Source organism: Thermohahella caldifontis, from assembly GCF_041153465.1.
Taxonomy (GTDB): domain Bacteria; phylum Pseudomonadota; class Gammaproteobacteria; order Pseudomonadales; family Oleiphilaceae; genus Thermohahella; species Thermohahella caldifontis.
In genome coordinates, this window is the sequence record NZ_CP154858.1 from 2,993,649 (window position 1) to 3,008,267 (window position 14,619).

The 14,619-nt window shown below is 63.0% G+C and carries 16 protein-coding genes; 10 read left to right on the top strand and 6 right to left on the bottom strand.

Going from position 1 to position 14,619, the window contains the following annotated elements; translation table 11 throughout:
- Positions 1 to 3 precede the first annotated feature (3 nt).
- From murU to AAIA72_RS14555, 3 genes are read right to left on the bottom strand one after another with little or no spacing between them, the layout of a single operon-like run.
- Entirely contained in the window at positions 4 to 705 is a 702-nt protein-coding gene (murU, locus tag AAIA72_RS14545; RefSeq protein ID WP_369601012.1) for an N-acetylmuramate alpha-1-phosphate uridylyltransferase MurU, read from the bottom strand.
- Positions 702 to 1,727, bottom strand: a complete 1,026-nt coding sequence (locus AAIA72_RS14550; RefSeq protein ID WP_369601013.1) for an aminoglycoside phosphotransferase family protein — start codon at positions 1,725 to 1,727, stop codon at positions 702 to 704. The genes murU and AAIA72_RS14550 overlap by 4 nt, the downstream gene beginning before the upstream one ends.
- Entirely contained in the window at positions 1,724 to 2,863 is a 1,140-nt protein-coding gene (locus AAIA72_RS14555; RefSeq protein ID WP_369601014.1) for a patatin-like phospholipase family protein, read from the bottom strand. Before AAIA72_RS14555 ends, AAIA72_RS14550 begins: the two co-directional genes overlap by 4 nt.
- Positions 2,864 to 2,977: 114 nt before the next feature.
- Between AAIA72_RS14555 and AAIA72_RS14560 the strand changes: the two genes are divergently transcribed.
- The 9 genes from AAIA72_RS14560 to AAIA72_RS14600 all read left to right on the top strand — a co-directional run bounded on the left by AAIA72_RS14560 (position 2,978) and on the right by AAIA72_RS14600 (position 11,891).
- Positions 2,978 to 5,296 (top strand): LPS-assembly protein LptD, encoded by a 2,319-nt coding sequence (locus AAIA72_RS14560; protein WP_369601015.1) that lies wholly within the window; start codon positions 2,978 to 2,980, stop codon positions 5,294 to 5,296.
- 3 nt (positions 5,297 to 5,299) lie between these two features.
- Complete coding sequence (locus AAIA72_RS14565; RefSeq protein WP_369601016.1) at positions 5,300 to 6,601, top strand: peptidylprolyl isomerase; 1,302 nt, start codon at positions 5,300 to 5,302, stop codon at positions 6,599 to 6,601.
- Positions 6,598 to 7,596: a 4-hydroxythreonine-4-phosphate dehydrogenase PdxA gene (gene pdxA, locus AAIA72_RS14570; RefSeq protein WP_369601017.1), complete on the top strand. Its 999-nt coding sequence runs from the start codon at positions 6,598 to 6,600 to the stop codon at positions 7,594 to 7,596. Before AAIA72_RS14565 ends, pdxA begins: the two co-directional genes overlap by 4 nt.
- On the top strand, positions 7,586 to 8,398 hold the full coding sequence (rsmA, locus tag AAIA72_RS14575; protein ID WP_369601018.1) for a 16S rRNA (adenine(1518)-N(6)/adenine(1519)-N(6))-dimethyltransferase RsmA: 813 nt from the start codon (positions 7,586 to 7,588) through the stop codon (positions 8,396 to 8,398). Before pdxA ends, rsmA begins: the two co-directional genes overlap by 11 nt.
- A 1-nt stretch (position 8,399) precedes the next feature.
- Positions 8,400 to 9,212, top strand: a complete 813-nt coding sequence (locus AAIA72_RS14580; RefSeq protein WP_369601019.1) for a symmetrical bis(5'-nucleosyl)-tetraphosphatase — start codon at positions 8,400 to 8,402, stop codon at positions 9,210 to 9,212.
- Positions 9,209 to 9,409 carry a sulfur carrier protein ThiS gene (gene thiS / locus AAIA72_RS14585; protein WP_369601020.1) on the top strand — a complete coding sequence of 67 codons (201 nt, stop codon included), beginning with the start codon at positions 9,209 to 9,211 and terminating at the stop codon, positions 9,407 to 9,409. Before AAIA72_RS14580 ends, thiS begins: the two co-directional genes overlap by 4 nt.
- Before the next feature lie 53 nt (positions 9,410 to 9,462).
- Positions 9,463 to 10,257, top strand: coding sequence for a thiazole synthase (locus AAIA72_RS14590; protein WP_369601021.1), 795 nt, complete (start codon positions 9,463 to 9,465; stop codon positions 10,255 to 10,257).
- A gap of 173 nt (positions 10,258 to 10,430) precedes the next feature.
- Positions 10,431 to 11,045, top strand: a complete 615-nt coding sequence (gene slmA / locus AAIA72_RS14595; RefSeq protein WP_369601022.1) for a nucleoid occlusion factor SlmA — start codon at positions 10,431 to 10,433, stop codon at positions 11,043 to 11,045.
- A 45-nt stretch (positions 11,046 to 11,090) separates the two neighbouring features.
- Positions 11,091 to 11,891, top strand: coding sequence for a substrate-binding periplasmic protein (locus AAIA72_RS14600; protein WP_369601023.1), 801 nt, complete (start codon positions 11,091 to 11,093; stop codon positions 11,889 to 11,891).
- On the opposite strand, the gene AAIA72_RS14605 is transcribed toward AAIA72_RS14600, so the two are convergent.
- Both AAIA72_RS14605 and AAIA72_RS14610 read right to left on the bottom strand, forming a co-directional pair.
- The gene (locus AAIA72_RS14605; RefSeq protein ID WP_369601024.1) at positions 11,880 to 12,704 is read right to left on the bottom strand and encodes an inositol monophosphatase; all 825 of its coding nucleotides are present in this window, start codon (positions 12,702 to 12,704) and stop codon (positions 11,880 to 11,882) included. The genes AAIA72_RS14600 and AAIA72_RS14605 overlap by 12 nt on opposite strands.
- Positions 12,697 to 13,542, bottom strand: coding sequence for a prephenate dehydratase (locus AAIA72_RS14610; RefSeq protein WP_369601025.1), 846 nt, complete (start codon positions 13,540 to 13,542; stop codon positions 12,697 to 12,699). Before AAIA72_RS14610 ends, AAIA72_RS14605 begins: the two co-directional genes overlap by 8 nt.
- 77 nt (positions 13,543 to 13,619) lie before the next feature.
- Between AAIA72_RS14610 and AAIA72_RS14615 the strand changes: the two genes are divergently transcribed.
- Entirely contained in the window at positions 13,620 to 13,934 is a 315-nt protein-coding gene (locus tag AAIA72_RS14615; RefSeq protein ID WP_369601026.1) for a DnaJ domain-containing protein, read from the top strand.
- Here AAIA72_RS14615 and AAIA72_RS14620 read toward each other — a convergent pair.
- On the bottom strand, positions 13,894 to 14,613 hold the full coding sequence (locus AAIA72_RS14620) for a phosphotransferase (RefSeq protein WP_369601027.1): 720 nt from the start codon (positions 14,611 to 14,613) through the stop codon (positions 13,894 to 13,896). The two genes, AAIA72_RS14615 and AAIA72_RS14620, sit on opposite strands and share 41 nt — an antisense overlap.
- Between the last annotated feature and the right edge of the window lie 6 nt (positions 14,614 to 14,619).

The following is a 14,619-nucleotide window of genomic DNA, read 5'->3' on the forward strand; positions in this document are numbered from 1 at the left end:
AGTTTAACATGCCGGGTGTGGCGGTAAAGTATCGCTCTCGCCACGCAACCACCGGTCCAGCCAGTCGAGCCGCGCAGGGATGCCGATGTCGTACCAGTGGCCGGTGTAGTGTTCACCGAAGGCGGTGCCGGCACGGATGGCCTCCCGGATGACCGGTGCCAGCGGCCAGGGACCCTGTGGGAGTGCCTCGAACAGCCGCCGGTGATACACCCCCATGCCGGTGTAGGTCAGCATGGGCGTGCCCCGGAACTGCACCCGTCCGTCCGCATCCAGGGCAAAGTCCCCGGCCGGGTGATGGCCCGGGTTGTCGGCCAGCACCAGCCAGGCGTCTCTGATCGTTTTTTCGCGCAGCTGGCCGAACGGGTAGTCCGTCCAGATATCGCCGTTGATGACGGCAAAGTATTCGCGATCCAGCAGCGGCAGGGCCTTGCGGATACCCCCTGCGGTTTCCAGCGGTTCGCCTTCCGGGGAGTACAGGAGGGTCACGCCCCAGCGCTCGCCCTTGCCCAGTGCGGCTTCCAGCTGATCGCCCAGCCAGGCGTGATTGATGACCAGGCGGTTGAATCCGGCTTCTGCCAGCCGTTCGATAAGGTGTTCGATCAGGGGCTTGCCACCGGCCTGAAGCAGGGGCTTGGGGGTGTGCTCGGTCAGCGGGCGCATGCGGGTGCCGAGTCCCGCAGCAAGAATCATGGCGGTATCCATCATGCCGCTAGCGTCTCCTCGATGGCCGGCAGGACATGATCACGCACCCAGCGCACGAGCGGGGCGAGTTCCGGATGCCGTTCGCCCACACTGACGATGTAGCTCAGGGTGCGCGGAATGTCGTTCAGATACCGGGGCTTGTGGTCCCGCAGTGCCAGCCGGGCAAAGATGCCGGCCGCCTTCAGGTGACGCTGGATGCCGGTCCAGTCCAGATCCCGGTGAAAGGTCTCGCGGCTCGCGGGCCGGTGCTTGCGGCTGAGGAGATCGTACACCTCGTCAGCGCGGGCGGTTACCCAGTCTTCCGGCCAGCGGATGTAACAGTCACGCAGGAGCGACACCAGATCATAGGTGACGGGGCCGGTCACCGCATCCTGAAAGTCCAGCACACCGGGCAGGGGATCCCGCAGCATGAGATTGCGGCTGTGATAGTCGCGGTGCACCGTTACCTGAGGCTGGCCCAGGAAGACCTGTTCGAGTTTCCGGAAGACGTCCCGGAGCTGGCGCTGTGTCCGGGCATCGGGCGTCAGCTTCAGCTTGCGTGTCATCAGCCAGTCCGTGAACAGGCTGATCTCGTCACGTACCCTGCCGGCATCAAAGGGCGGCAGCGGGTAGTCGGGCGGTGAAGTCTGTTGCTGGATGCGCAGCAGAATGTCCAGCGCCGGTTCGTAAAAGCGTCGAGCAGCTTCGGCCTGATTGGCGTCGGGAACGGCCGTGCCGACGGCGCGGGCAAAGGTTTCGTTCCCGAAGTCCTCCAGCAGCATGAAGCCCTGCTCGCGATCCCAGTCCAGTACCCGGGGAACGGGAATACCGGCGCCGTGCCAGTGCCGTGCGATGGCCACGAAGGGGTGGCAGTCTTCCTTGTCCGGCGGGGCATCCATCAGGATGCAGGTGCCCGCGGGGGCATGGACTCTCAGGTAACGGCGAAAGCTGGCGTCACCGGAAACGGGCTCGGGAGGGGGAACGGGCTGTCCCAGAACTCGCGTGGCCCAATGGTGAGCCGCGGCGAGGCGTGAATCGTCTGTCATACGGTGTCTTCGTTGCAGCGAATGAAGTTGTCGAGCATCTTAGCGTGTGCCTTGGCATCTTCATAGCCCAACTGAATCAGGGCCTTGCAGAAATCGGCGTCAAACAGCAGGTAGCTGGCCAGGCTGCCGCTGGCTTCTTCCGGATCGTTGCCCCCCAGTACCCGACGCAATGTGGGGGGCAGTCCCTGCAGATGCTTGCGGGCAATATCGTTGATGGGTTGGCTGGGGGAGATGACCAGGATGTCCAGGGGAGAGAGACCGCGTTGTGCGGTCACTTCGGGGGGCAGCGCCTGAATCAGATCATTCATGGCCAGGGCCCGGTCGATGTCGTTGTCCACCGTATCCAGGAAGAGCGCATTGAGGATGTGTTCCATGATGCCGGCGATGGTGGGCGCATGGGTCTGCTTGCGGCGGATCACCGAGCAGGTGCGGTTGGCACTGACACTGATCACCAGCAGCCGGCGTGCCCCGAGATGAATGGCCGGACTCAGCGGGGCCATCTGCCGCGTCACGCCATCACCGAAATATTCCCGGTGTATGCGTACCGGCGGAAAGATCATGGGAATGGCCGACGAAGCCAGCAGGTGATCCACGTTGAGGGTGGTGCGCAATCCGACCCGTTGTCCCAGATGCCAGCCGCTGACCTCCTCCTTCGCCTGAAAGAAACTGATGCTCTGGCCACTGGCATAGCCGCAGGCTGTGACACAGACTGCGCGCAGCCGATTGTTCTGAATCGCCTCGTTCATCGCATCGAAGTTGATTTCCCCCTCCAGAAAGTGACGCAGGGGGGTGTTGTCCAGCAGCGAGGCGCGGCTGTGATCGCCATCGGTACCCATGATCGCCTTGGCGAAGCGACCCAGCTGTCTGGCGAGGCTGATGAAGTCATTCTTGTACACCTTGTCGGCAGACAGGTTTTCCCAGACCGATTCCATATGTTCGACGGCATGGCGAAAGATGCCGGCACGCGATGCCAGCCCCACCGCATTCAGTGCGCCGGCGGAGGTGCCGCAGAGGATGGGGAAGGGATCATGAAGGCCCGGAAACTGTTCCGCGATGGCCTTCAGCACGCCTACCTGGTAAGCGCCACGGGCGCCACCACCGGTCAGAACCAGGGCCGTATCGGGTGGACAGTTCATGGGTCGGAAGCCTTGGAATTTGTGGATGTCGTAATTGCAATATAGTCAGGTTGGCGGACACTGCGCAAGCCGGTATCATGCTCCCCCTGACAAGCGAGGTTTGGGAGAGGTGCCGTGATCGGGTGGAACAAGGCTGCGGGTGCCCTGCTGGGGCTGCTGTGCGCGGTGGCACAGGCAGAAGATAGCCCGGTGCCGGATCAGGGTGCGGCCTGGCTGGACTGGCAGCCGGATCAGGGCGCGAGCCTCTGCGGCGGGCGCTATGTGGAGCCGGCGTTCAGCCCCTCGGGGCTGGAAAGCGGTGCCGTGCGTGTTCAGGCGGACAAGGCAGTGGGCCAGGCAGACCTGCAGATGCAGCTCTCCGGATCCGTGCAGGCCTGGCAGGATGACTGGTATCTGACGGCACCCCTGCTGGAGTATGACCGTACAGCCGGTCAGGCTGCTGCGCCCGACGGGCTTGTGGCCCGCGCACCCGGTATCGTGGTGCGGGGAGAGCAGGCTCGCTACGAACTCGATACGGGTGCCATGACGCTGACCCATGCCTCCTGGCTGCTGCATGCGCAGCACATGCGGGGGGAGGCAGGTGAGGTGGAGAGCCCGGCGCCCGCACTGTTGAGGATTCGTGATGGTCGTCTGACCACCTGCGCGCCGCCGGACAATGACTGGCAGTTGGTGGCCAGCGAAATCGATCTGGATCGCGAACAGGGTGAGGGGCGTGCGCGCCATGTCCGCCTGGAGGTCAGGGATATTCCGGTGCTGTATGTCCCCTGGCTCAGTTTTCCCATTGATGACCGGCGCCGCAGCGGCTTCCTGTATCCGTCCTTCGGTACGTCCAATACCGGACGGGGCATGTATCTGGCGGCGCCCTACTATTTCAATCTCGCACCCGATTATGATGCCACGCTGTATCCGCAATATGTTCATGGCCGTGGACTGTTCACGGAACTGGAGGGCCGGTGGCTGGGCCGCGCGGCTTCGGCGGGGACGCGGCTGGGCTGGATCGCCCATGACAGCGAGTACGCCCGGCTCAATCCGGAATCGAACGCCCGTCGCTGGGGACTGGATGTGGAAGGGCGCTGGCAATGGGCGCCGGAGTGGCGCTCCGAACTGGATCTCAATGCGGTCAGTGATGACGATTATCTCACTGACCTCAACCGCAACCTGAGCATCGTTCAGAGCGACCATCTGACCCGCCGGCTGACCACCTCCGGCAATGGTGAGGACTGGCGTCTGAGCATGGAACTCAAGGGCTTTCAGACCGTGGATGACAGCATTGCCCTGTCGAGCCGCCCGTACATGACCCTGCCGCGAATCACCGGCAGCTATCAGATCCCCGCAGACGAGCGGACCACCTTCACGCTGGCGGGAGAATACGCCTATTTCTGGCGCGATAACGAAACCCTGACCAGCACGGCGGCCATTAACGGCCAGCGGCTGCGCTGGCAACCCCAGCTCAGCCGGCGGTATGCGTCGTCCTGGGGCTACGTGGAGCCGCGTGTGCGGCTGGATCACACGGATTACTGGCTGGAAGACGCCCCCTCGGGCATGGCGGCCCACCAGGGGCGGACCGTGCCCTTTGCGGTGCTGGATGCGGGCATCTGGCTCGATCGCGAGCTGGATATTGCCGGCACGCCTTACGTCCAGTCTCTGGAGCCGAGGCTGTTCTACGTCTGGTCGCCGGCCCGTGAACAATCCGATCTGCCAGACTTCGATACCAGCGTCAGCAGCTTCAGCTACAGTCAGCTGTTTCAGGAAGACCGCTTTTCCGGCGGTGACCGGGTGGGCGACAACAACCGCCTGACACTCGGCGTGACCACGCGTTTCACCCGCACCGATACCGGAGCAGAAGTGCTGCGCGGCAGTCTCGGGCAGATCCTGTATTTTGAGGATCAGACGGTCGACCTGTCCGGCAGCGGCACCACGACCCTCGGCAGCTCATCCTGGGCGGGCGAGCTGGTCTGGACCCCGAACGAGCGGACCGACATGAAGGTGGAAGGGCAGTGGGATCCGCGCGACAGTCGTACCGAGAAGGGGGCCACGACCTTTTCCTGGCATGATCCGGATTACGCCCGCATTCTCAACCTCAGCCATCGCTACCTGCAGGATGATCTGGAACAGACGGATGTCTCCTTCGTGCATCCGGTTGCCCGGGATGTCAGCCTGCTCGGACGCTGGTTGTTCGAACTGACCAATCACCGCACAATTGGTACACTGGCGGGAATGGAATACACCGACTGCTGCTGGCGCGTGCAACTGGTGTATCAGCGCTATCTCAAGGACAGCTCCGATACCAGTGCCAGTGAACTGGACAGTGCCGTACTCATTCGATTTGAACTGCGCGGACTGGGCGGTCTGGGGGATCGCTTCAGCGAAGCCCTGGACTCGCAGATCCGTCATTTTGCTGCCCGTCAGCAGACCCGACAAACCAAGTGGTAACCCATGCAAAGATACCGAAAGATTCGCCTTGCTCTGCTTCTGATTCTCAGTCTGGCCGTTCAGTCCGTCCAGGCGGCCGTCACCTGGACCGATTGGGTGGAGGCCATCGTCAATGACGGGGTCGTGCTGCACTCGGAGGTGGAAAAGCGCCTTGACCAGGTCATGAAGCGCTTTGCCGGCCAGCCCGGCGCTCCGACCCGTGACCAGCTTCGGAAGCGGGTGCTGGAACAGCTCATTCTGGAATCCATACAGCTTCAGCTGGCCGAGCGGGCCGGTATCCGTGTCAGCGACCGCGAACTGGATAGTGCCGTGGCCGGGATCGCGCGTCAGAACGGCATGACGGTGGATCAGTTCCGGCAGGCCATCGAGTCCGAGGGCGTGTCCTTTGCCGAGGCGCGGGAGCAGATCCGTCGGGAAATGACGCTGGCCCGCATCCAGCAGCGGGAAGTCAGCCGCCGGGTGCGCATCACCGAGCAGGACATTCAGGCCTACCTCAACTCACCGGATGCCCGGGAGAAAAATCAGCCACGCTATCACCTGGCGCACATCCTGATCGAGATCCCCGACGACGCCACGCCCGAACAGCGGGAAGCGTTGCGAGAGAAGGCCCGCAAACTGTCCGGACAGCTCAATCAGGGGGCGGACTTCGCCGCGGTGGCCGCCACCGAGTCGGCAGCCTCCACGGCCCTGAACGGTGGGGATCTGGGCTGGCGCAAGGCCAGCGAGCTGCCCACACTCTTTGCGAACGTGGTGCCCGGGCTCAAGCCGGGCCAGACCTCCGAGCCCATCGAAACGCGGGGCGGATTTCATCTCGTCAAGTTGGTGGAGGTGAAGCGGGGGGCTGAAAAATGGGTCGAGCAGCGCCACGTCCGTCACATTCTCATTTCGCCCAACGCCATCCGCACGGATGAGCAGGCCCGCAAGCGGGCGGAAGAACTGTACGAAGAGCTCGGGAAGGGTGCGGACTTTGCCGAGCTGGCGCGCGCCTGGTCCGATGACAAGGTATCCGCCAGCAGCGGCGGCGATCTGGACTGGGTCTCCCCGGGAACCATGGTGCCGGAATTCGAGCGTGTCATGAGCCAGACGCCGGTTGGCGAAATCAGCAAACCCTTCCGGAGCCGTTTTGGCTGGCATATTCTGCAGGTGCTGGACACGCGTCAGGCGGATATCGGCGATCAGGTCCAGAACTCCGAAGCCCGTCAGGTGCTTCAGCAGCGCAAGTACGACGAGGCCCTGCAGGCCTGGTTGCGGGAAATCCGCGGTGAAGCCTATGTCGAGTATACCGGGCAGGAGCTGACGCAATGAGAATCGCCATCACGCCCGGAGAACCGGCAGGGATCGGGCCGGACATTGTGGTGGAAGCGGCCCAGATGGCCTGGCCGGCGGAGCTGGTGGCCATTGGCAGTGCCACCCTGCTCAGGGAGCGGGCGAAGAAGCTGACATTACCGCTGGAAGTGCATGAATTCGATCCTCACAAGCCGCCCGCGCGGCATGCACCCGGGCACCTGACCGTACTGAATGTGCCCACCACGGCGCCTGTGGAGCCCGGCAAGCTGAACGTCGCCAATGGCCAGTATGTTCTGGACACCCTGCGCAAGGCTGTCAGCGGCTGCCAGAAGGGGACCTTTTCGGCCATGGTCACCGGGCCGGTCCACAAGGGCATCATCAATCAGGCCGGCGTGGCCTTCACCGGGCACACCGAGTTCCTGCAGAAGCTGACCGGGGTGGAACGTGTGGTGATGATGCTGGCAACGGAAAATCTGCGGGTGGCCCTGGTCACGACCCATGTTCCGCTGGCACAGGTACCGCGCCTGATCACCCGCGAACGTCTGAATCAGGTGCTGCGTGTGCTCACCCATGATCTGACGGAGAAGTTCGGGCTGGTGCGACCGCGCATCGTGGTGGCCGGCTTCAATCCGCATGCAGGGGAGGGCGGCCATCTGGGGCGTGAGGAAGTGGACATCATCGGGCCGGTTCTGGATGCCTGGCGCAGCAAGGGCTGGCTGATTGAAGGGCCGCTGCCGGCGGACACCCTGTTTACACCCAAGTACCTCAATCATGCGGACGCCGTGCTCTGCATGTACCACGACCAGGGGCTGCCGGTGCTCAAGTATGAGGGCTTCGGCCGGGCGACGAACATCACCCTGGGGCTGCCCATCATCCGCACATCCGTGGATCATGGCACGGCACTGGATCTGGCCGGATCGGGGCACGCGGACTGGGGCAGCCTCAAGGTGGCGATTGAAACGGCCATTGAAATGGCCGAACGGCGACAGGGGATCTTGCATCATGGCCGGTGAACACGGCGGGCATCGGGCCCGCAAGCGTTTTGGTCAGAACTTTCTCCATGACCGGGGGGTGATCGACCGGATTGCCCGGTCCATACAGGTGACGCCCGAAGACTGGGTGGTGGAAATCGGCCCGGGGCAGGGGGCGCTGACGGAGGCCCTGCTGGCGGGCAAGCCGCGCAAGCTGCTGGCCATCGAACTGGATCGTGATCTGGTTCCGGGGCTGCGGGTCCAGTTCTTTGATCAGCCCGCTTTCGAGGTGCTGGAGGCAGATGCCCTGAAGGTGGACTTCGGTACATTGCTGCCGGAAGCGGATCGCTTGCGTGTGGTGGGCAACCTGCCCTACAACATTTCCACACCCCTGATCTTTCATATTCTGACGCACGCGGACCGGATTGCCGACATGCACTTCATGCTGCAGCGCGAGGTAGTGGAGCGGCTGGTGGCGAAACCGGGCACCTCCGAATACGGCCGGCTCAGTGTCATGGCCCAGTACCGGTGCGCGATCAGTCACCTGTTTGATGTGGGGCCGGGGGCATTTCGTCCGGCGCCCAAGGTGTGGTCAGCGATTGTGCGCCTGGCGCCGCACCGCGAGCTGCCCTGGCCCTGCCGGGACGAAAGGCTGCTGGCCAACATGGTCCGTCAGGCCTTCACTCAGCGGCGCAAGACCCTGCGCAACGCACTCGGGCAGTATCTGACGCCGGCAGACTGGGACGCCACGGGCATTGATCCGGCGCGGCGGCCGGAGACACTCAGCGTGGCCGAATTTGTGGCACTGGCCAATCACGTGAGCGGGAAGGAGAAGGAATCCTGAGATGGCAACCTGGATTGTGGGCGATGTACAGGGGTGTAACGCCAGTCTCGGTGTACTGCTGGACAGGCTGGGGTTCAGCCCGTCACGGGACCAACTCTGGCTGGCCGGAGACCTGATCAACCGCGGGCCGGACTCGCTGGGTGTCATGAAGCGGGTGCTGGCGCTGGGAAACAGCTGCAACGCCGTCCTGGGCAACCATGACCTGCATTATCTGGCCACGGTTCTGGGGTGGCGCAAGCCGCGGCCCAAGGACACCTTTCACGACATTCTGCAGGCCCCCGAGCGCGACGCCATTACCCGCTGGCTGCGCTCTCGGCCCATGCTGGTCCGGTTTGATACCTGGCGCACCGTTCTGACTCATGCCGGCCTGCCGTTCATGTGGACGGTGGATGAAGCACAGCAGCGGGCGCGGGAACTGGAGCGCAAGCTGCGCTCGGAAAGTGCCGGCCGCTTCCTCGCCTCCATGTATGGTGATGCCCTCGGGCATGACGAGGATGCCCGGACCCCGCTGGATCGTCTCATCGTCACCACCAACTATCTCACCCGCATGCGCTTCCTCGACGAAAGGGGGCGCATGGATTTTGCCGCCAAGGAAACCGTGGACAAGGCCCCGGAAGGGTACCAGCCCTGGTTCCGTTACCCGAGACCGGATGACTGGCGTATCGTGTTCGGTCACTGGGCCGCATTGCAGGGCCATACCGGCGTGCCCGGCTTTGAGGCCATTGATACCGGATGTGTCTGGGGCGGGCGGCTCACGGCCTATCAGCTGGAAACCGGAGAACGGGTCAGTGTGCCCGCACAGGAGAAGTCATGAAACTTGTGATCAACGGTGAAGCCCATACTTTCGAAGCGCCGCTCACCCTGGCGGAACTGATTGAACGACTGGGACTGAAGGGGCGGCGCATTGCCGTGGAGCATAATCTGGAAATCGTCCCCCGCAGCCAGTTTGCCGAGACCCGGCTGGCGGACGGGGATCGTCTGGAAATTGTCCATGCCATCGGTGGCGGCTGAGAGCCCTCCCGCCACCCAACCCGTGAACCCTGAAAACCTTCAAGGACCTGCCCATGCAAACGGAACGAACTGACCGACCTCTCGTTATCAATGGCGTCACCTACACCAGCCGTCTGCTGGTGGGAACCGGAAAATACCGTGATCTGGACGAAACCCGCCGGGCCATTGAGGCCAGTGGCGCCCAGATTGTCACGGTCGCTGTGCGACGCACCAACATCGGACAGAACCCCGGCGAACCCAATCTGCTGGACGTGATTCCGCCGGATCGCTATACCCTGTTGCCCAATACGGCAGGCTGCTACACCGCCGAGGATGCCATCCGGACCTGCCGTCTGGCCCGGGAACTGCTGGACGGCCATGACCTGGTCAAGCTGGAAGTGCTGGGCGACCAGAAAACCCTGTACCCGGATGTGACGGAAACGCTCAGGGCGGCCGAAGTGCTGATCCGGGATGGCTTCAAGGTCATGGTCTATACCAATGATGACCCCATTGTCGCCAAGCGGCTTGAAGAGATGGGGTGTGTGGCGGTGATGCCGCTGGGGGCCCCCATCGGTTCCGGTCTGGGTATCCGCAATCCGTACAATATCCGCATGATTCTGGAAGAGGCGCGGGTGCCCATTCTCGTGGACGCGGGTGTGGGCACGGCGTCCGATGCCGCGGTCGCCATGGAACTGGGTTGCGACGGAGTGCTCATGAATACCGCCATTGCCCAGGCTCAGGATCCGGTGCGCATGGCCCGGGCCATGAAGCTGGCCGTTGAGGCCGGTCGTGAGGCCTGGCTGGCCGGACGCATGCCCAGAAAACTGTACGCCAGTGCATCCAGTCCCATTGACGGCACCTTCTTCTGAAAAAGAGATGTTTGGCGTTAGCAGAATTTGACGAAGATCATCCTCTAACGCCAAACATTGCAAAATTGCGTAAAAACCACCTACCCTGCTGTGCTATTTCCTTCTACAATGGCCCAAATAGTCCATTTGGTCTATTTGATCTGGACGCGGGTTGCAGAAGGACACACATCAGGATGAAAAAAGACAGACATAACAGGAAGGCCCAAATCCTCCAGGCATTGGCGCAGATGCTGGAAAACGAGGTGGGAGGGAAGATCACCACAGCCCGGCTGGCAGCGGAGGTGGGCGTTTCCGAAGCGGCCCTGTACCGCCATTTTCCCAGCAAGGGCAAGATGTTCGAGGGATTGATCGAATTCATTGAAGAGACACTGATCAGCCGCATGAAGGCAATCCGGGATGGCAAGGCCCGGCTGCTGGAGCAGACGGATGCCGTCATTGTGCTCTGGCTGACCTTTGCGCAGAAGAACCCGGGCATGTGCCGCGTCATGATGGGGGATGCTCTGGTCGGGGAGCATGGCCGGCTGCGTCAGCGCGTGGCCCAACTGTTTGCCCGGCTGGAAACCGAGCTGCGGACCTGGGTGCGCGATGCGGAAATCCGCGACGGCGAACGCCTGTGTGTGCCGGAAGCCGCCTTTGCCAACTTCGTGGTCGCTATGATTGAAGGGCAGATTCATGCCTTGGTACGGCATGCCTACGACTACAATGCTCTGCAGTACTGGGAAGATCAACGTCACGTTTTGTCAGCTTTTCTGGCCAATCGTCTGGAAGAACTGCCCGCACTGAACTAAGGTTATGTCTGAACCCGGCCGACGGGTCGGTCCCGGAGGATAGCCTTGAGCCATTTTCGTACCCTCATCGCATTGCTGTTCGCTGCGCTGGCCGCGCTGAACGGTCATGCGGAGGAGGGTCGTCATGTGCGCATTGCTACCGGGGAATGGCTGCCCTACGTGAGTCAGAGCCTGCCCCAGCACGGGGCGCTGGCCCAGCTGATCACCGAGGCCTTTGCCCGTGCCGGTTATACGGTGGAATACGGGTACTTCCCCTGGAGCCGGGGCTATGAGCTGGTCAAGAAGGGCGAGTGGGATGCCACCATGCCCTACTACTGCTCGCCCGAACGGCAAAAGCTGTTCTATTGCTCCGAGCCTCTGGTACAGGGTGAGCAGGTCTTCTTTCATCTCAAGGGTAAGGCTCCGCCATGGGAGACCCTGGCCGATCTGAAGGGCGTGCCCATCGGTGCCACCCTGGGCTACTACTATGGCGAGGAATTCGAGGAGGCCGAGCGTAACGGCACCCTCAGCATCAAGCGGATCGCCAGTGACGAAACCAACATGAAGCTGCTGTTCATGGGCCGGATCCGTCTCTTTCCCCAGGACAAGATGGTGGGTTACAGCGTGGCCCGCCGATTGTTCCCGGCGAGTCTGGATGAGCTCACCCACGATCCGCGACCGCTGCACACCCAGGCGCTGCACCTGATCTTTCCGCGCAAGGGAGAGCGGGGCAAAAAACTTCTCGACATCTTCAACCGGGAGTTCCTGGCCCTGAAGGCCAACGGCACCGTACAGCGTTACCTTCAGGCCATGCTTGACGGCGAATACGAGCGTGGCATCACGCCCGTTCCGCCATCAGGGAATTGACAGCGGCCGGGCGTCCGCCTCGGCGATGCGCTGACGCAGCCGATCGTAGAGGGCCGGTGTGGCAATCACGATATCCTTGCCGTACAGCGCTTCCGGAAATCCTTCGGGCACTTCATACACATGCCCGCAGCGGGCACCGGCTTCTGCCGCAATCAGGCGGGCTGCCGCAAAATCCCAGGGACTGACGGACTCATAGTAGGCATCCAGCCGACCCATGGCGACCCAGCAGATGTCCAGCGCAGCCGAACCGATCCGGCGCACATCCCGGCAGGCCGAGAGCACGTTTGCCAGACGCTTGATGAGGCCCGGCACGGGGGCCTTGTCATAGGGAAACCCCGTGGCCACCAGGGCCTGGCGGAAATCGGTCTCGCCGGATACACGGATGGGCTCGCCATTCAGCCAGGCCCCCTGACCGGCCACGGCCGTGAAGGTTTCGTTCTGGAAGGGGGCATGCACTACGCCCACCTGCGCCACACCATCCTTCAGCCAGGCAATGGACACGGCCACCTGAGGCTGGTTGTGGGCGTAATTGACCGTGCCGTCAATCGGGTCCACCACCCACAAGGGGCCGTTGCGCAGCAGTTCCAGTTGTTGCTCGGGTGCAGCTTCTTCGGACAGGATGTGATGATCCGGAAAGGTTTCGCGCAGGCGCGCGTGAATGAGCTGATCCACGGCCACGTCGGCATCGGTCACCAGCTCCTGATGGGCCTTGTAGCGGGTCGTCAGCCCCGAACGGCGGGCCCGGACAATATGCTCGCCGGCCTCGCGGGCCAGTTGTTCGGCAAAGGTCAGAATGGCTCTCGGATCAGTCATGGAAGCTCTGGCTCGCTCGGAATGGATGGGCCTCGTAGGTGCCCAGGATGCGCACGTCTTCGGCAAAGAATCCCAGTTCCTCCAGTGCCCGCTTCATGGGGGCAGACTTGATGTGGCCCTCGATATCCGCATGGAACTGGGAGGCATTGAGGGTGCCGCCGGGCATGTAGCTCTCCAGCTTCACCAGGTTGATGCCGTTGGTGGCAAAGCCGCCTAGCGCCTTGTACAGGGCTGCCGGAATGTTGCGTACACGGAACAGAACCGAGGTGATGTAATCCTTGCCCGGCTCGTAGGGGGGATAGTCGGGCCGTGAGGACAGGATGATGAACCGGGTGGTGTTGCCGTTCTCATCCTGAAACTGGTCGTCGAGAATCTCCAGCCCGTAGAGTTCGGCAGCCAGCCGGGAGGCAATGGCGGCATCATCCTTCTCGCTGCTGCGGCTGACCTGCAGTGCGGCGCCTGCCGTGTCCAGCGTGGCTTCCGGCTGATAACCGGCTTCGGCAATGTGGCGGGCACACTGGGCCAGTGCCTGGGGGTGGGAGTAAACCTTGCGGATGTCCGTCTTGCGGGTGCCCGGCTTGGCCATCAGACAATGATTGACGGGCTCGAAATGCTCACCGATGATGTGCAGGGACATCTTCGGTATCAGCCGGTAGATTTCTTCCACCCGGCCAGCCGTGGAGTTTTCGAGGGGAATCATGGCCAGCTCTGCCTCGCCCCGTTCCACCGCTTCCATGGCGGCCAGAAAGGATCCACGGGGTTCGGACGGCCGGTCCGGAAACACGTGGGTGCAGGCAAGATGGGAATAGGCCCCTTCATGGCCTTGATAGACGATCACGTTACCCCCTAGACTGTCAGCTCCGTTTCAGGCCCGCTATTGTAGCGGGTAAACCGGCCCGAACCCAAGGAGAAGCCGTGCGTTTTCAACTCTTGATCATCATTGCCCTGGCGCTGGCCATCATGTGGTACCTCAGACTCGGCCGCAGGCGGGGCAGCGGTGCTGCCGAACCCCATCGTCCGCCCGCCCGGGATGCCGTGGCCCGGGCCTGGCAGGTGCTCGGACTGAAACCGGGCGCGACAGAACGGGAGGTGATCGAGGCCCACCGCCGGCTCATGGCCAAGTTGCATCCGGATCACGGCGGCAGCGACTATCTGGCCAGCGAGATCAACACCGCCAAGGACACCCTGCTCAGGCATCTGCGCGAGAAGTCACGACCGGAAGGGTTCTGATCACCCGTGACCAGAGGTCATTCACGGCCTGCATGAGCGTACAGGCTGCCTCCAGATCTGCGTTTGCGATGCCCATGAGGCGGGCCAGACGCCTGCGCCCGGGTTCTCCGAGACGGAAGCCCAGGGCGGCAGAGGCGATATCCGTCAGGGGATCGCCGACGGCGGCATATTCCCAATCCAGAATCACCCAGTGCCCCCGATGCACCACGATGTTGCCCGGGTGCCAGTCGTGGTGGCAGAGCACCCGCCGGCCGGTCGGACGCCATGTCCGGATGAGGCCGGCGACCTGTTGGCGCAGGGTGTCAGGCAGTGGGGCGGCACGGGCCATCAGGTGGCGCAGGGTATCCCGCATGTCGAGCGTCGGTATGTCCTCTTTTACAGGCGTGTCGTGCGCCTGTCTGAGGTAGTGTGCCAGCGTGTACAGGGGGGTGTGTTGTCCGCTGGCGGGATGCGGGCCGGGCACGAAGCGTGTCACCAGCCGTTCGGGTGACCAGTGGAGGACTTCGGGCGCCCAGGGGCGGGACCGGATGGCCTCCAGCACCCGCCGCTCTCGTTCCCGGTCCACGCCGAGTCGTGCGCTGTCCGGGTGGTTTGAACGGATCATCGCCAGCGTTCCGTCAAAACGGGCAGGGTACGTGTGATTGGCGAGGCCGGGCAGCAGGGATGGGGTTGGGTTCATGGCGTC